The 14,998-nt window shown below is 43.0% G+C and carries 14 protein-coding genes; 5 read left to right on the top strand and 9 right to left on the bottom strand.

What is annotated here, in order from left to right; translation table 11 throughout:
* Positions 1 to 47 precede the first annotated feature (47 nt).
* The 4 genes from NC994_RS01880 to NC994_RS01865 all read left to right on the top strand — a co-directional run bounded on the left by NC994_RS01880 (position 48) and on the right by NC994_RS01865 (position 5,953).
* Positions 48 to 3,074 carry a tetratricopeptide repeat protein gene (locus NC994_RS01880; protein ID WP_190440725.1) on the top strand — a complete coding sequence of 1,009 codons (3,027 nt, stop codon included), beginning with the start codon at positions 48 to 50 and terminating at the stop codon, positions 3,072 to 3,074.
* 8 nt (positions 3,075 to 3,082) lie between these two features.
* The gene (gene glcD / locus NC994_RS01875; protein WP_190440723.1) at positions 3,083 to 4,555 is read left to right on the top strand and encodes a glycolate oxidase subunit GlcD; all 1,473 of its coding nucleotides are present in this window, start codon (positions 3,083 to 3,085) and stop codon (positions 4,553 to 4,555) included.
* A gap of 45 nt (positions 4,556 to 4,600) precedes the next feature.
* Positions 4,601 to 5,254, top strand: coding sequence for a hypothetical protein (locus NC994_RS01870; RefSeq protein WP_242032605.1), 654 nt, complete (start codon positions 4,601 to 4,603; stop codon positions 5,252 to 5,254).
* Positions 5,255 to 5,365: 111 nt separating this feature from the next.
* Positions 5,366 to 5,953: a GDSL-type esterase/lipase family protein gene (locus NC994_RS01865; RefSeq protein ID WP_190440721.1), complete on the top strand. Its 588-nt coding sequence runs from the start codon at positions 5,366 to 5,368 to the stop codon at positions 5,951 to 5,953.
* A 179-nt stretch (positions 5,954 to 6,132) separates the two neighbouring features.
* Here the strand turns inward: NC994_RS01865 and NC994_RS01860 are convergent, their stop codons facing one another.
* Positions 6,133 to 6,699, bottom strand: coding sequence for a hypothetical protein (locus NC994_RS01860; protein WP_190440719.1), 567 nt, complete (start codon positions 6,697 to 6,699; stop codon positions 6,133 to 6,135).
* Between NC994_RS01860 and NC994_RS01855 the strand changes: the two genes are divergently transcribed.
* Positions 6,682 to 7,707 (top strand): 1-acyl-sn-glycerol-3-phosphate acyltransferase, encoded by a 1,026-nt coding sequence (locus NC994_RS01855; RefSeq protein ID WP_190440717.1) that lies wholly within the window; start codon positions 6,682 to 6,684, stop codon positions 7,705 to 7,707. The two genes, NC994_RS01860 and NC994_RS01855, sit on opposite strands and share 18 nt — an antisense overlap.
* A gap of 39 nt (positions 7,708 to 7,746) precedes the next feature.
* Here the strand turns inward: NC994_RS01855 and NC994_RS01850 are convergent, their stop codons facing one another.
* The 8 genes from NC994_RS01850 to dxs form a co-directional block, all read right to left on the bottom strand.
* Positions 7,747 to 8,280, bottom strand: coding sequence for a rhodanese-like domain-containing protein (locus tag NC994_RS01850; protein WP_190440715.1), 534 nt, complete (start codon positions 8,278 to 8,280; stop codon positions 7,747 to 7,749).
* A 107-nt stretch (positions 8,281 to 8,387) separates the two neighbouring features.
* The gene (locus tag NC994_RS01845) at positions 8,388 to 9,188 is read right to left on the bottom strand and encodes a sterol desaturase family protein (protein ID WP_190440714.1); all 801 of its coding nucleotides are present in this window, start codon (positions 9,186 to 9,188) and stop codon (positions 8,388 to 8,390) included.
* A 61-nt stretch (positions 9,189 to 9,249) separates the two neighbouring features.
* On the bottom strand, positions 9,250 to 9,549 hold the full coding sequence (locus tag NC994_RS01840; protein ID WP_190440712.1) for a hypothetical protein: 300 nt from the start codon (positions 9,547 to 9,549) through the stop codon (positions 9,250 to 9,252).
* Between the two features lie 73 nt (positions 9,550 to 9,622).
* Complete coding sequence (locus tag NC994_RS01835; protein ID WP_190668444.1) at positions 9,623 to 10,264, bottom strand: type IV pilin-like G/H family protein; 642 nt, start codon at positions 10,262 to 10,264, stop codon at positions 9,623 to 9,625.
* A gap of 91 nt (positions 10,265 to 10,355) precedes the next feature.
* Positions 10,356 to 10,904, bottom strand: coding sequence for a type IV pilin-like G/H family protein (locus NC994_RS01830; protein ID WP_190440705.1), 549 nt, complete (start codon positions 10,902 to 10,904; stop codon positions 10,356 to 10,358).
* A gap of 173 nt (positions 10,905 to 11,077) precedes the next feature.
* A complete protein-coding gene (locus NC994_RS01825) occupies positions 11,078 to 11,710 on the bottom strand; it encodes a type IV pilin-like G/H family protein (RefSeq protein ID WP_190440703.1) in 633 nt (210 codons plus the stop codon).
* Positions 11,711 to 11,752: 42 nt separating this feature from the next.
* The gene (gene mtnA, locus NC994_RS01820; RefSeq protein WP_190440701.1) at positions 11,753 to 12,811 is read right to left on the bottom strand and encodes an S-methyl-5-thioribose-1-phosphate isomerase; all 1,059 of its coding nucleotides are present in this window, start codon (positions 12,809 to 12,811) and stop codon (positions 11,753 to 11,755) included.
* Positions 12,812 to 13,042: 231 nt separating this feature from the next.
* Positions 13,043 to 14,950: a 1-deoxy-D-xylulose-5-phosphate synthase gene (gene dxs / locus NC994_RS01815; RefSeq protein ID WP_190440698.1), complete on the bottom strand. Its 1,908-nt coding sequence runs from the start codon at positions 14,948 to 14,950 to the stop codon at positions 13,043 to 13,045.
* Between the last annotated feature and the right edge of the window lie 48 nt (positions 14,951 to 14,998).

Below are 14,998 nucleotides of genomic sequence, written 5' to 3'. Positions count from 1 at the left end.
AATTTTTTCTTTAGATAAACTAAAAGTAAGCATACAAGGTGTTAGCGATGGATTACCAAAAGTTTGTTGAGCAACTGCCCAGCCTTTATGAAAATTGGGGACGCGAATCGGTTGTACCTAAATCAATGCGATTTCAGCAGGCTCTTGACCAAGTTCAAGGAATGACTACTGCCAACGTAATGCAGTTGCTCAATTTTGCGGTTGCGTGCATGGAACCAGATGAAATATATTGCGAGATTGGCTGCTATCAAGGTTCGACTTTAATTGGCGCACTGCTCGATCATCCAGAACGAATGGCATACGCTATAGACAACTTTGCTGAATTTGATCCAGCAGGTGAAAACCTAGGAAAATTAATTGATAATTTATCAAAGTTTGATATTCAAGATCGAGTTTATTTTTATAATCAAGATTTTGAAGAGTTTTTGTTAGAGCTTCGAGAAATTAATCCGGACGACAAAATTGGTGTTTATTTATATGACGGCGCTCACGACTATAGATCGCAATTATTAGGATTACTTCTACTCAAACCGTTTCTGGCTGAAAAAGCCCTAATTATTGTGGATGATAGCAATTGGGAGACGGTGCGCCAAGCTAATTGGGACTTTATGGCTGCTAACCCAGAGTGCCAGTTATTGATAGAGTTGCTGACGCCAGGAGACGGCCATCACACTTTTTGGAATGGGATTCAGGTTCTCAGTTGGGATGCAAATAAAAAATCTAACTACCCCTGGTCTGCTTTCAGCCAAGTGCGCCAAACATCAGTTGTTCAGGCTATCTATCAATTACAATTTATTGAACAAAAAGAAGAAGAATTAGATAAACTTTATCAAGAAGCATTATCTTTCCACCATCAGCGGGATTTTGCAGCAGCAGAAAAAAAGTATCGCGAGTTTCTTTTGTGGCGAAATAACAAGACTGAAGCGTGGCTAAACTTAGGGGTACTATATTATGAAACAGAAAAATATCAAGACTGCATCGAATCTATTCAAACTTTAATAAAAATAGATACCTCTTCAGCTCAAGCATATTATATTCTTGGTTTAGCTTTAGAAAAAATCAATCAAGATATTCAAGCAATTTCAGCTTATAAAGAAGCGATCGCGCTTGAACCCAAACTAATTGAAGCTTACAACAATTTAGGCAATCTTCTCACTCAGGTAGGTGAAAGCAAGGAGGCGGAAGCAGTCTACCGTCAAGCGATCGCAGCTAACTCAAGCCACTTTGGTAGCTACCTCAATTTAGGAAACCTCCTGATGGAGCAAAACCTTCTAACTCAAGCGATTGAAGCCTATGAAATAGCTCTATCTCTCAACCCAAACGATACCACTATATTGAGTAACTTGCAAATCGCATTAACAGCTCAAGCTAATCCAGCTCAGCTTCTTTTAAACTCGGGAAATAAATTTTATAGCTTAGGGAAATATGAGGAGGCGATTAAGCAATATCAAAGCCTTTTGGAAATTTCAGGAGCAGATCCAGAAATTTATTTTAATTTGAGCGAATCTTTTAGGCATTTAAGTCGAATAGAAGAAGCGATATCTACACTTCAAGAAGGCATTCGCTTTCACTCGAAAGCTGGGAAACTGCACTTTTATTTAATTAAATTATTGCAACAGGACGGACGGATTAAAGAAGCAATATCAAGTGCAGAAAAGGCATCTCAAATTCTGCCTAATGAATACGTATTCAAACTTTTCAAAAACTTGATTTTACCATCTGTTTACGATACCCCAAATGAAATAGACTTTTATCGTCAAAAATTTATACAAGGCCTACAAAAATTAATTCGAGATACAGAAATCCAAACGCCAGAAGACAAAACTAATGCTTTAATTGGTATAAGTTGTTTTACTAACTTTTACTTAGCTTATCAGGCTCACAATGTTGTAAAGTTGCAATGTCAGTATGGAAATTTAGTCCATCAAATTATGGCAGCAAACTATCCACAATGGGTGCAGCCTATATCCATGCCTCCGCTTAAGGAGAATAACAAAATTCGTGTTGGTTATGTTTCGGCCTATCTGCATTCTTACAGCGGAACCTTGTGGTTAACAGGCTGGTTGCGTTACTGTGAAAAGCAAAACTTTGAAATTTACTGTTATTATACAGGAAATGAACCAGACCATATAACACAACAATTTCGGGATTACAGTGATGTATTTCACCATATTCCTTATAATCTTGAAGCTGTATGTCAACAGATTTCGTCTGACAAACTACATATACTTGTATTTCCAGAAGTTGGGATGGATGCTCCAACGATACAAATAGCTGGATTGCGTCTTGCTCCTGTACAATGCGTAGCGTGGGGACATCCAGTTACAACTGGTTTACCAACTTTGAATTACTTTTTATCTAGTCAGTTGATGGAGCCGGAAGATGCACAAGAACATTATTCGGAGGAACTGATTCGTCTACAAAATATTGGTGTGGCTTATCCAAAGCCACAAGATATTCCTGTCTTGGCAAAAACCCGCTCAGATTTTCAGTTACGGGATGATTCAGTTATTTATTTGTGTTGCCAAGCACCTTTCAAATATTTGCCACAATATGATTTTATTTTTGCGGAAATAGCACAGCGTATTCCTGAAGCTCAATTTGTATTTCTTCGAGGTGATTTACTGCGGAAACGTCTCTCACGTGCTTTTGAATTAGTTGATCTGTATAGCGAAGACCATTGTGTATTTCTTAAGGTTCCTAGTCGCCCAGATTATCTAACGCTCAATTTACTTTCAGATATTTTTCTTGATACGATAAGCTGGTCTGGTGGCAATACAGCGCTAGAAGCGATCGCTTGCAATTTACCCGTCGTCACCTGTCCGGGGAAATTTATGCGAGGTCTTCACTCTTATAGCTTCCTCAGAATGCTCGGGGTGACAGACACAATTGCTCAGACTGAAGCAGAATATATTGATATTGCTGTAAGGTTAGGTTTAGACCCAGTTTGGCGGCGCGACGTTTCAGAAAGAATCAAGGCTCGCCATGACTATCTTTATGACGACAAAAGTTGTGTAGTCGCTCTTGAAGATTTTTACAAACAGGTTGTCCAAAAGGGACTTACGCAGATATAGAGTTACTGATGATTACCCAAGACAAACAACAGCACAACTGGCAACCGATCATTAAGCAATTTGAGGCAGTTATCGGGAAAAACGGCGTCGTGCAGCGTCGTGAGGAGTTAATAACCTACGAGTGCGATGGTTTAACTAGCTACCGACAAAAACCTGCCCTCGTTGTGCTACCGCGCACCACAGAAGAAGTCGCAGCGGCAGTGAGGATATGCGACCAAAATCAAATTCCCTGGGTTGCACGCGGTGCTGGCACTGGACTTTCTGGTGGAGCCTTGCCTGTAGAAAATTGCGTGCTAATTGTTACTGCATTGATGCGAAAAATCTTGAGCATTGACTTAGAAAATCAGCGGGTTGTGGTGCAGTCAGGAGTAATTAATAACTGGGTAACACAAGCCGTTAGCGGTGCCGGATTTTACTATGCGCCTGACCCTTCCAGCCAGATTGTATGCTCGATTGGCGGTAACGTTGCAGAAAATTCTGGAGGCGTCCATTGTCTTAAATATGGCGTCACCACCAACCACGTTTTAGGTTTAAAATTAGTTCTCGCCGATGGCTCTATTGTAGACGTGGGAGGACAAATTCCCGAAATGCCTGGTTACGATTTAACGGGTTTATTTGTTGGTTCTGAAGGCACGCTAGGTATCGCTACAGAAATTACTTTGAGAATTCTTAAGACCCCGGAATCTATTTGCGTTCTTTTAGCAGATTTTACCAGTGTCGAAGATGCTGGAGCCGCTGTATCAGATATTATCAGCGCTGGCATAATTCCAGGCGGTATGGAGATTATGGATAATATCAGCATCAACGCTGTCGAAGATGTTGTAGCAACAGGTTGTTATCCTAGAGATGCTGCCGCTATCTTGTTAGTTGAAATAGACGGCTTAGAAGTGGAAGTGGCGGCAAATAAACAGCGTATTGCGGAAATTTGCACCACCAATGGAGCGCGTAGCATCACCACGGCAAACGAGCCAGAAACCCGTCTAAAGCTCTGGAAAGGACGGAAAGCAGCCTTCGCAGCAGCAGGCAAACTCAGTCCTGATTATTATGTCCAAGATGGGGTAATTCCCCGGACTCAAATGCGATTTGTACTGCAAGAAATTGAAGCATTGAGCCAAAAATACGGCTATCGTATTGCTAACGTCTTTCATGCTGGAGACGGGAATCTTCACCCACTCATTCTTTATGATAATTCGATTCCTGGGGCATTGGAACAGGTGGAAGAATTAGGGGGAGAAATTCTTAAACTTTGCGTAGAAGTAGGCGGAAGCCTTTCTGGGGAACACGGGATTGGTGCAGATAAAAAATGCTATATGCCGCAAATGTTTACCGAAACGGATTTAGAAACAATGCAATGGGTGCGCCAAGTATTTAATCCCAAGGGTTTGGCTAATCCAGGTAAAATATTTCCTACTCCCCGCACCTGTGGCGAAGCTGCACACGCTCAGTCTCAAAAGCACTTTGAGTCAGTTGATGTATTTTAATTCATTAACCAAGAGCAAATGATTCGCTAAGAAATTTGGGGAAGTATGCGATCGCGCTACAATCTAGACACAGAAAGATGCTTTACTTTGCAATCTAGATGGGAGTCTTTACTACAACCGTTTCAGGTTGAGCAAGAGATTGGTCAGAAAGTGTTGCTTGAATTATTTGAGGCTTACTCCAGTGATGGTAGATATTATCATACTCTGGAGCATATAGAACAAATTTTAGCAACACTTAACGATTTGCGCTCGCTATCCCAAAACCACGCAGCAATTGAATTTGCAACTTGGTTCCACGATGCAGTTTATAACCCAAAAGCTAACGATAATGAGGAAAAAAGTGCAGAATATGCAGCGATGATTTTGAAAGGGTTAGACATTCCCTCATCAACTATAGAGGTTGTATATTCCTTAATTATAAAAACCAAATACCATCAAAATATAGACGGTATTGACAGCAAAATTTTTCTAGATGCAGACCTTTCTATATTAGGAGCATCGGCTACTAAATACAGAATATATGCTCAAGCAATTAGAAAAGAGTATTTATGGGTCTCTTCCACAAAATACAGAACAGGTAGGAAACAAGTATTGCAGAGCTTTTTAAACCGAGAACGAATATATTTTACTGAAAAAATGTTTGTTGCTCTAGAACAACAAGCTAGGCAAAATATTAAAGAGGAAATGGAATTTTTATGAAAAACTGTAAGAGCGCTCGCTCAATCCGGTGAAGTTCTTCTAGAGCCAAGGATGCTGGTGCTATTCAGAAAAATAAATATGGGAAAAAACTAAAAATAAATTTCAGACAAAATGCGAATTTGCTTTATTGGTGACTCCTTTGTAAACGGAACTGGCGATCCAGAGTGTCTTGGTTGGACGGGAAGAATTTGTGCAGCAGCACGAAAGCAAGGTTATGACATTACTTATTACAATCTTGGGGTACGGCGGGAAACCAGCGCGGATATTAGATCCCGTTGGCTAGGTGAGGTTGCTTGTCGCTTGCCTAAAGAATATGATGGCAGGATTGTTTTCTCGTTTGGTGTCAATGACACCACCCTGGAAAATGGGAAGACTCGTGTGGAGTTAGCGGATTCCCTAGAGAATTGCACGGAAATTCTTGAAGTTGCACGGCAAACATTTCCAGTCTTGATGGTGGGAGCGCCACCTGTTGCAGAGATTGAGCAAAATTTTAGGATTGCTGGTTTGTCTGAGCAGTTAGCTCGTTTATGTAGCGATCGCAATGTGCCTTATTTAGATGTTTTTACTCCTTTACAGGCGTCATCGGTGTGGATCGGTGAGGCAACAGCGAATGATGGCGCTCACCCCGGTGCTGCCGGTTATGCCGAATTTGCTCACTTAGTACAAAGTTGGTCTGCGTGGTTATCGTGGTTAAAATAGCTCAACTCACATCTTGCGCCAAGCTCAGAATGGAAAGGCGATCGCATTCTAGCTAGGAAAGCGCGAACCAACTGAAAATAAAGGGTTTTGTAACCTGCTCCCAGCAGGTTTTGTTTGTGTAACTGTGTTTCAACAGCCTAGAGCAAGATGTAACTTCATGGCGAAAAGTTCAATATTTCTTAGAAAACCCAGAAGTAGAGATAACTGAGCCAATAAATCAAGTTCACTGCAATGAGTAGTCCTTTGCCGATGTAGGAGTGAACCATCCCGAAGACGTAAACGGTTGCTACCAGCACCAGCAACCGCTCAACGAAAGAAACAATCGTGCCGTATTTGTTAGTATCCCAATAAGAGATAGGACTGATAAAACGATAATCGCTGAAGGGCAAAAAATGCCTGTGCGCGTCGTCGCTGTGGACGGGTAAATCTCCGAGGGAATGTAGCACCATGCTCAAAAAGATAATTTCAATAGGTTTCCACCCGTAGTAGCGAGCGATCGCTACCCCAATTAAAGGCAATGGAATTGAATGAAACAGGTGGATAATATTTTGCCAAAAGGGTTGGTAATAAGCGGTTGACCAGATTTGGCGTTCTGGTAGGCGTTGAATATATCTCGCCACAAGGTAGAAAACAAAAATTGGAATATCGGGTAATATAGCGCCGAACACGATTAGGAGATTGAAGTGCGATTGTTGCGGTTTAGCGAGAATGCCGAGATTGAGAATGGCATGGCTGGGCGTATTCACGATTATTGTTGGAATTGGTTTGATTGGTTTTGTCTTTGGTATCCTCCAGGCTGGCTGATTTTATTCAACCGCCACTGGCAACACTATCACGCCGATTCCGATGGTTGGAATTGGCTGGAGTATGGATTGTTTCTCATTCCTGGGGGATTTTATCTGGCGCTGTTGATTCGTTGGATACGTCTCGGCTTTCGTTCACCCCGCCGGGGAGAAGGGGAGTTTGACCCAAATTATCAGCAGGCTTTCCGAGATGAAGTGCTGGCTCCAATTGTGAAATATTATTTTCAAGGAGAGCTACAACAACTCGAAAATTTACCTCAAACTGGGCCATTGATTGTATCAATGAACCATGCGGGAATGTGTTTCCCTTGGGATATTTTGGGATTAGGAACGCTCTTAAGCCAGACACGTGAATGGGTTGTGCAACCGCTGGCGGGTGTTTCGTTGTTTGAACATCCCTGGGTGATTTGGTGGCTACCTCCAGGATGGTCGCAAGTTCTAGGTGGCGTTAGGGCAGAAGCTGATGAATTTGAAGCGGCGGTGGCTCAAAAAACCATCTTACTATACGCTCCGGAGGGCATACGCGGGCCGGGAAAAGGGTGGAAAAGGCGTTATCAGTTAGACACTTTTCATCCAAGTTTTATCCAGTTAAGCGATCGCTATCGCATTCCGATTCTGCCCGTTGCTTGCATTGGCAATGAATCTTTGCATCCTTGGGCAATCAATCTCAAAAAATTTGCAAGAGCCATCTACTTGCCTTTCTTGCCTGTCTCTTTTTTGATGTTTTTCTTCATTCTCTTCCCATCTATGGGTGTTTGGGCAATGCGAAGTCGGCTGCGTTATTTTATTCAGCCTCTCTATCAAACTTGGTCAACCGAAGTTGTTGAAGACGAGCAACTTCCAGAACCAAAAACTTCTACTCGGCAAGACCGAAACGCTGCTTACCGACACGCACAACTATTACAAGAAAAGCTGCAAAGTCAAATTAACCAACTTCTGAGGAAGAAGTAATCTAGGTTTGATTTGCATTCAATCAGTTTTTATAAGAAGTTAGTTAGCATTCAACTTCTTGGCTTGTAAAATAATTGGAGATAAGACCGCTTTATCTTGTTCCGCAGGCACGGCTTTCCGCCATGCAGTAATACCGCCTGATAAGACTGCCATCTTCAACCCCGTTCCCTCTAACATCCAGTAGGCTTTAGTTGAACGGGTTCCTTTGGTGCAATATAGCACTACCGTTGGTTCGGGTTGATTGGGTTGAACGCTCTTTTTCACCAATGCCTTAATACGCTCAATCCCTATACCCGTTTCAATCTGAGTCAGAGGTACCAGTGGAGTTTGAGCAATATGATCTTCAGCGTACTCCTCTGGCGATCGCACATCAATTAGGAATACTGGCTTTAGTCTTCCTTGCTGTAACTGCGCTACTGTTACTTTGTTTGCATATTTGCCAGTTGCGATCGCTTGGATGTCGATGTCTGCGATCGCGATCGCGGCACCTATTGCACCAACACTAACAGCGACAACCCCTAACATTACAGGTAAAGGACGTAAACGACTGGTTCTTTTAGTTATTATTTGCATAAAACTTTCCGATGAGTGACACCTCAACCTCATTACCATAGCAACCGTAATACCGAGATGTCATTAGTCACAACTAGAAATAAAAATTATGAACCATAAAAACTTTTTTATATATTTGCTATTCTTTTAACTTGATTCATAAACTTTTTTCGTTTAGAAAACGGGTAGAGTATTTGTCCAAGATACCCAGAAGGCACAGGTTCGTATATCCCATACTTGTTCGGCATTTTACCCACAGGCATATAGAGAGTGCCGAAGATTAAATCTAAAATTGGAAGCTGAGCTGCAAAGTTTTTGTCATAGAACTTTCGCTCGGCGGTGTGATGCCAGTGATGAAATTCTGGGGTGGCAATTATCCACCGAAGCCAGCCAAACCTAATTTTTATATTGGCATGAATAAAGAAAGCTTCAAAAGCACCAAAAATAAAAAATATAGCGAACGTTTCTTTAGTAAAGCCTAATATGTATAGCGGGACTATCTGAAAAGTTTTCGTAAATATTTGGTCAATGGGATGCAGACGCACCGTTGCCAACCAGTCCATTTCTTCTACGCTATGGTGAATCGCATGGAATTTCCACAGCCAAGGAATCTTATGAGTGAGTTTATGAGCAATGTAATATCCAACATCAGCGATAAAAATTGCTTCCACAAACTGGAACGCTACAGGTTGAGAAGCAACGTTCATCTGTATTTCTGAATTGATTAAGCTTTTGAGAAACTGTCCAATTAATATTCCACTAATGGCTAATACTGCCGTTCTGCCAACAAAGTAACCAATAAAATAATGGATGGCATCTGTTTCCCATCCTTTACGAAATATCTTCTGTTTGTGTAAAAAAAATATTTTTTCTATGGGGACTAATATAAACAGCAGCAAAAAAAAGCCTTTAACAACATCAGGAAGCATAACTTTTAGGCATTATTGATTAATTATGGTGGGCATTGCCCACTAGACACCTTTTTAGGATTTAGAGAGGCTGGATAGTGTCTTCTGAGTGTATCTCTATACAAGTATCCGACGAAGTAGTAGACATATCATAAATGGCGAAGATACAGAGCGTGAACAAGGCTCCAAGACCCAGCGCCCCGAGAATTCCCATTAAGACGAAGAGTGGCTTTAGGTCGTGACTAAGATGATTTCGCGATAACTGCTCTTTAGAAGCCGCATTCGTTGCTGTATCTTCAGTTGTTTCTTCAGCTTGAATGGGTAGATTTAATTGTGAAGATATCTTGGCTGACTCTTGTTCTTCTTTATCCTTAAGCTGCATGATTACCTCCGGTGAATCACTTGATTTGGAAGATTGCCGTTTCAGGCGATCGCTATATTTTTTAGGTGTGGCACTATGGTATCGAATGAGTATTAGAACCGCAAGCGAGGACACCTTTTTGGTAAGTCGGCTCTGCGGGGAGTTGGTTAGTAGGAGTATCTGTCTCGCATAGTATTGCTAACGTTTCTTTGTTATTTTTAGCTGCCTTTTTGTCTACCTTGGATGCAGGTACTATGAAGACAGCCCCAACATAGCTCTTCAGCGGTTTTGAGGCAGTTTTTTGAGCGATCGCGTAGTTGAAGACTGCCGTTTTTGTGGCTCGAACGGAATATTCGTAATTTTTTGTTTTAGATTGAACACCTAACCCTAGTTTCGGAATTGAAGCCACAAAAGCACCATTGTCTAGATAGTAGGCTTGCTGTGCTCTATTCATTGAGCCGATATATTGTTTCCCTTCTGATTGACCAGCTTTACCTCCACAGCTCACAGCGCTAGGAAGTGCTATAGCTACCAATATACCAACAATGCTAATGACAACGACAACCAAAAGCGCAATCAAGACATTACCCTGGTTCTCATTTCTATTTGACAAATATTGTAACCACTTAGCTCTAAAATAGATATTCATATTCCATCTTTTTAAGTAAACAAACCCTGGATATTTTTTTGTGTTTTGCGTAGGTGCAAAGTCCAAAATGCTTGAATAAGTATTCACTGGCAAGATGAGAAATTCCTGAAAAGTTTAGATTTTGGCCGGCTTAGATACCAATCCATAATCTAACCTTTCTTCCGAGTTAGCCTTAAGACTAATAACGGGAGATTTTTGTGGTGTTAGAACCGCAAGCGACTTCGCCATTTTGATAAGCTGGCTCTACAGGCTTGATTGCACCGGGAGCATTCGCTTGACACAGAATCCTTACTGTAGTTAAGTCTCGGGAATGATTGTCCGGTACGATGAATACAGCCCCAACATAGCTCTTCAGGGGTTTTGAAGCAGTTTCTTGAGCGATCGCGTAGTTAAATACCGCTGTTTTTGTTGCACGAATAGAATATTCATAATCTTTTGTTTTACTTGGAATACTTAGACCGAGTTTCGGCAGAGAAGCAACAAAAGTATTATTTTCTAAATAGTAAGCTTCTTGTCCTCTGTTTATAGAGACGATATAGATTTCTCCTTGCGATCTCTTGTTATTAGCTGTGTTGGCACAATTCAAAAAAATAGGCAAAGCCATAACTGCCAAAACACCAAAAATTATTATAAGAATCAGAATTCCAATGTAGAAGGCTATACCTTCATTTTTATGTTTTTTAAATAAAAAGTTTAACCACTTAGCTCGAAAATAGATGCTCATCATCTTCACTTTTGTCAAGTAAATAAACCCAATATAATTTTTTTGTGCTTTGCATACACGCAAAGCACAAAAAGCTTTAATAAGTATTCACTGGGAAAATGAGAAATTCCTGAAAAGGTTAGATTTGGGATTGCTTAAGTGTCAATTCCCAATCTAACCTTTCTTCCGAGTTAGCCTTAAGGCGAATAACGGTAGATTTCTGTGGTGTTGGAGCCGCAAGCAACTGCGCCATTTTGATAAGCTGGCTCAACAGGTTTGATTGCGCCAGGGGAATCCGCTTGGCACAAAATTGTTACTGTTGTCTCACGGTTAGCAACTTTAGATTTGGCCTCAGTAGCTGGTATTACAAACACAGCCCCAACGTAACTGTTATTTCCTTTACTTTGGGATATCCCGTAACTAAAGGCAGCCGAAGAAGTGGCACGGGTTGAATATTCGTAGTCATCACCCTGCTTTTGAAGGCGGATTCCTAACTTATTAAAGTCGTTAGCAAAGGACTTTTTTTCAGAAAAATGGGCTTCTTGAGCTAAGTTAATTGACTCAATATTTTCTTCCAGTGCTGATTGCTTAACTGGGCCACATTTCAACATAGGGGGAAACCCGAGTGCGAAAGCAATGGGATTACCTACCAATACCAAACTCCCTATCGTTATTACACCCGTTGCGAAAAAGAGTATGTTTCTTCGCTGTTTGAGGGAATCTTGCCAATTGTAAAGAGACGATGAATCTGTTTGTGTAGACGCCGCAAATTTACGGATTGGTTCGTTTTTCAAAAGATGATGTTTGGTTTCGGCTGTAGTCTTTCCCAAGGTTCGTTCCTTTTTATTTTTCTGTTGTATTCTTGCGCCCTTCTAAACCAATTGTTTGGTCTGAAACTGTTTTAACTCACTGGGTGCGATCGCGCCATACTCGGTAATCACTGCTGAAATTAATTCAGCGGGAGTGACATCAAATGCTGGATTGTAAAACTCCACACCAGCAGGGGTCAGAAGCGTATCGCCAACTTGGTAGATTTCTGATGGATGGCGCTCTTCAATCGGAATTTTGTTGCCAGAAGACAACTCAAAATCAATTGTAGAGAGGGGTGCGGCAACAAAGAAAGGAACATTGTGAGCCTTAGCAACCAGTGCCAGACTGTAAGTGCCAATTTTATTAGCAGTGTCACCATTTGCGGCTATCCTGTCAGCACCGACAACGACTGCATCAATTAGACCCTGTTTCATACAGTGAGCTGCCATGCTATCAGTAATTACCGTAACGGGAATGCCTTCTTGGACGCATTCCCAAGAAGTCAGCTTTGCACCTTGCAAGCGGGGACGAGTTTCATCGGCATAGACTCGCTCCAGACGCCCATCTCGCCACGCAGAACGAACAACGCCCAAGGCAGTTCCATAGCCAGCAGTTGCCAAGGCTCCAGCGTTGCAGTGAGTCAAAATAACCAGTTTATGGGGCTTGGAGGGTAAAGCTTTTAAACCGTGATCGCCGATTGCCTGACAAGTTTGCAAGTCTTCTGCATTAATCGCCTTAGCAGTTGTCAGTAAAATAGATTTGATTTCTTCTACCGTTCCGAGCGACTCATAGGCAGTTCGCAACATCCGCGCGATCGCCCAAAATAAATTAACCGCAGTTGGACGAGTTTGCCGTAACATCTCGGCAATTTGCTCCAACTTGCTCAAAAATTCCTCACGCTTGTCTGACTGAATCTCCCTTGCCCCTAGGTACATCCCGTAGGCAGCCGCAACACCAATCGCCGGTGCCCCCCGGACAATCATCGTTTTAATCGCCTGCGCCATATCTTCGCAGCAGCTGATTTCGACAAACGTGTACTCGGTAGGCAGGCGGTTTTGGTCGATGAGCAAAACGCGGTCTTGATTCCAAATAACCGGAAAAACTTGAGTTTTGGTAGACATATTGGCGGTGAGTTGCTAGTTATCAATATGATAGTTTCTAACAACTTAGCCGATATTTACCCGACTAACTGCTTTTTTACCTCGTGCTTTCTCCCGAAAACACTTAGGGTAATTTTGCCTTAACGCAAAAGAACGCCGAAAGCGCAACTGATATCTTTGCGTAACTCTGCGTTAGCGAAGCCGCAGGACAGCGCTTACCTGTGCGTACCTTTGCGTTAAAAAAACCTACCTTTAACCCATCACTGCTGACAGCTGAGGACTAAAACATTTCCTCACTCGCTCGGCAATTTGAGCTGGTGTCAGACCCAGTTCCGCCATCGACTGTTCTGGCGTAGCATGATCCACTAATACATCAGGCACGCCAATCCGCGTTATCGGCACCATCAGATTATTATCCAGCAAGCTTTCTGCCACAGCCGAACCAAAGCCGCCGATGATGCAGCCTTCTTCTAGCGTCACCACCCGACCAATCTGCTGAGCCAAAGGCAAAATTAAATCAGTATCCAGCGGCTTCGCAAAACGAGCATTCACAACAGTCGCCTCAATCCCATGCTCACTCAAAATCTCCGCTGCCTGCATGGCGGGATAGACCATCGAGCCATAACCCAGGATCAAAACATCATCGCCTTGGCGCAAAATTTCGGCTTTGCCGATGGGCAGTTCTTCCCAGCCTTCTTCCATCAGGGGCACCCCGTAGCCATTGCCGCGAGGATAGCGCATGGCAATCGGGCCATCGGTGTAGTTAACACCCGTCACGATCATCTGCTGCAATTCAGCTTCATCTTTGGGTGCCATCAACACCATATTCGGGAGACAGCGCAGATAGGCGATATCGTACATCCCTTGGTGCGTGGGACCGTCAGCACCGACAATTCCGGCGCGGTCAAGACAGAAGAAGACGGGTAATTTTTGAATGCAGACATCGTGAACGATTTGGTCGTAGCCACGTTGCAAAAAAGTAGAGTAAATCGCGACAACGGGTCGCATTTCTTCACAAGCTAAACCGGCGGCTAAAGTAACCGCATGTTGTTCGGCAATGCCGACATCAATGTATTGCTTAGGCAGTTTGCTGGCGAGTTTGTCTAAACCCGTGCCCGTCGCCATTGCTGCTGTGATGCCGATAATTTTGGGATTATTCTCAGCGAGTTTGACCAGCGTGTGGGAAAACACCTTGGCATAAGAAGGAGGTTTGGGTTTGCTGGAAGGAACCGCTTTCCCAGTTGCGAGGTTAAAGGGGGATTGTGCGTGGTAGCCGACTTGGTCTTTCTCCGCTATTTCGTAGCCTTTCCCTTTCACTGTTGCGACGTGAACCAAGACTGGCCCCTGCATCTTGTGCGCTTGCTTGAAGGTGGCAATCAGTTCCTCTAAATTATGACCATCCACCGGCCCCATATAAGTAAAGCCGAGTTCTTCAAATACCGCCCCTACCTTCGGAACTGCCAGACGCTTCATCCCTTCTTTCACCCGTTCCAGTTCTGGGGTTAGGGATTCACCGACAAAGGGAATATGCTTAAATTGCTCCTCTAGATTATCTGTAATAAACTGCATCGGCGGACTAAGACGCATTTTGTTCAGATAGCGAGGAATCGCACCGACGTTGGGCGAAATTGACATTTCGTTATCGTTCAGCACCACCAGCAGGTTAGTTTTGGGCAAGTGTCCGGCATGGTTAATCGCTTCCAACGCCATACCGCCTGTGAGCGCCCCATCGCCAATTACCGCCACGACTTTGAAGTTATCGCCTTTGAGGTCTCGCGCCATCGCCATGCCCAAAGCAGATGAAATACTGGTGGAAGCATGACCAGCACCAAAGTGATCGAATTTACTTTCACACCGCTTGAGATAACCGGCGATGCCATCTTTTTGGCGCAGCGTGTGGAAGCGGTTATACCGCCCGGTGAGCAGCTTGTGCGGATAGGCTTGGTGCCCGACATCCCAGGTTACTTTATCGCGGTCTAAGTCTAGCGTTTGATACAAAGCGATTGTCAGTTCTACGACCCCCAATCCCGGTCCCAAATGACCGCCGCTGGTGGCTACAGTTTGGAGATGCTTTTCCCGAATTTGACGGGCAATTTGCTGAAGTTGACGAATTGATAGACCGTGCAACTGGTTGGGATGAGTAATTTCACTCAAATGCATTCCAGATTTCCCTATAAGCTTAAGGATCGGATTTTAGTTATCTCTTTA

Source organism: Trichocoleus sp. AS-A1, from assembly GCF_039962015.1.
Classification (GTDB): Bacteria; Cyanobacteriota; Cyanobacteriia; order Cyanobacteriales; family FACHB-T130; genus FACHB-T130.
Note: the sequence above shows the minus strand (reverse complement) of the source record. Positions and strands in the feature narration are given on the sequence as shown.

Excerpts from the sequence above, each read along its gene's own strand:
- NC994_RS01880 (WP_190440725.1), top strand. The coding sequence starts at position 48 with ATGGATTACCAAAAGTTTGTTGAGCAACTGCCCAGCCTTTATGAAAAT.
- glcD (WP_190440723.1), top strand. The coding sequence starts at position 3,083 with ATGATTACCCAAGACAAACAACAGCACAACTGGCAACCGATCATTAAG.
- NC994_RS01870 (WP_242032605.1), top strand. The coding sequence starts at position 4,601 with ATGCGATCGCGCTACAATCTAGACACAGAAAGATGCTTTACTTTGCAA.
- NC994_RS01865 (WP_190440721.1), top strand. The coding sequence starts at position 5,366 with ATGCGAATTTGCTTTATTGGTGACTCCTTTGTAAACGGAACTGGCGAT.
- NC994_RS01855 (WP_190440717.1), top strand. The coding sequence starts at position 6,682 with ATGGCTGGGCGTATTCACGATTATTGTTGGAATTGGTTTGATTGGTTT.
- NC994_RS01850 (WP_190440715.1), bottom strand. The coding sequence starts at position 8,280 with ATGCAAATAATAACTAAAAGAACCAGTCGTTTACGTCCTTTACCTGTA.
- NC994_RS01845 (WP_190440714.1), bottom strand. The coding sequence starts at position 9,188 with ATGCTTCCTGATGTTGTTAAAGGCTTTTTTTTGCTGCTGTTTATATTA.
- NC994_RS01840 (WP_190440712.1), bottom strand. The coding sequence starts at position 9,549 with ATGCAGCTTAAGGATAAAGAAGAACAAGAGTCAGCCAAGATATCTTCA.
- NC994_RS01830 (WP_190440705.1), bottom strand. The coding sequence starts at position 10,904 with ATGATGAGCATCTATTTTCGAGCTAAGTGGTTAAACTTTTTATTTAAA.
- mtnA (WP_190440701.1), bottom strand. The coding sequence starts at position 12,811 with ATGTCTACCAAAACTCAAGTTTTTCCGGTTATTTGGAATCAAGACCGC.
- dxs (WP_190440698.1), bottom strand. The coding sequence starts at position 14,950 with ATGCATTTGAGTGAAATTACTCATCCCAACCAGTTGCACGGTCTATCA.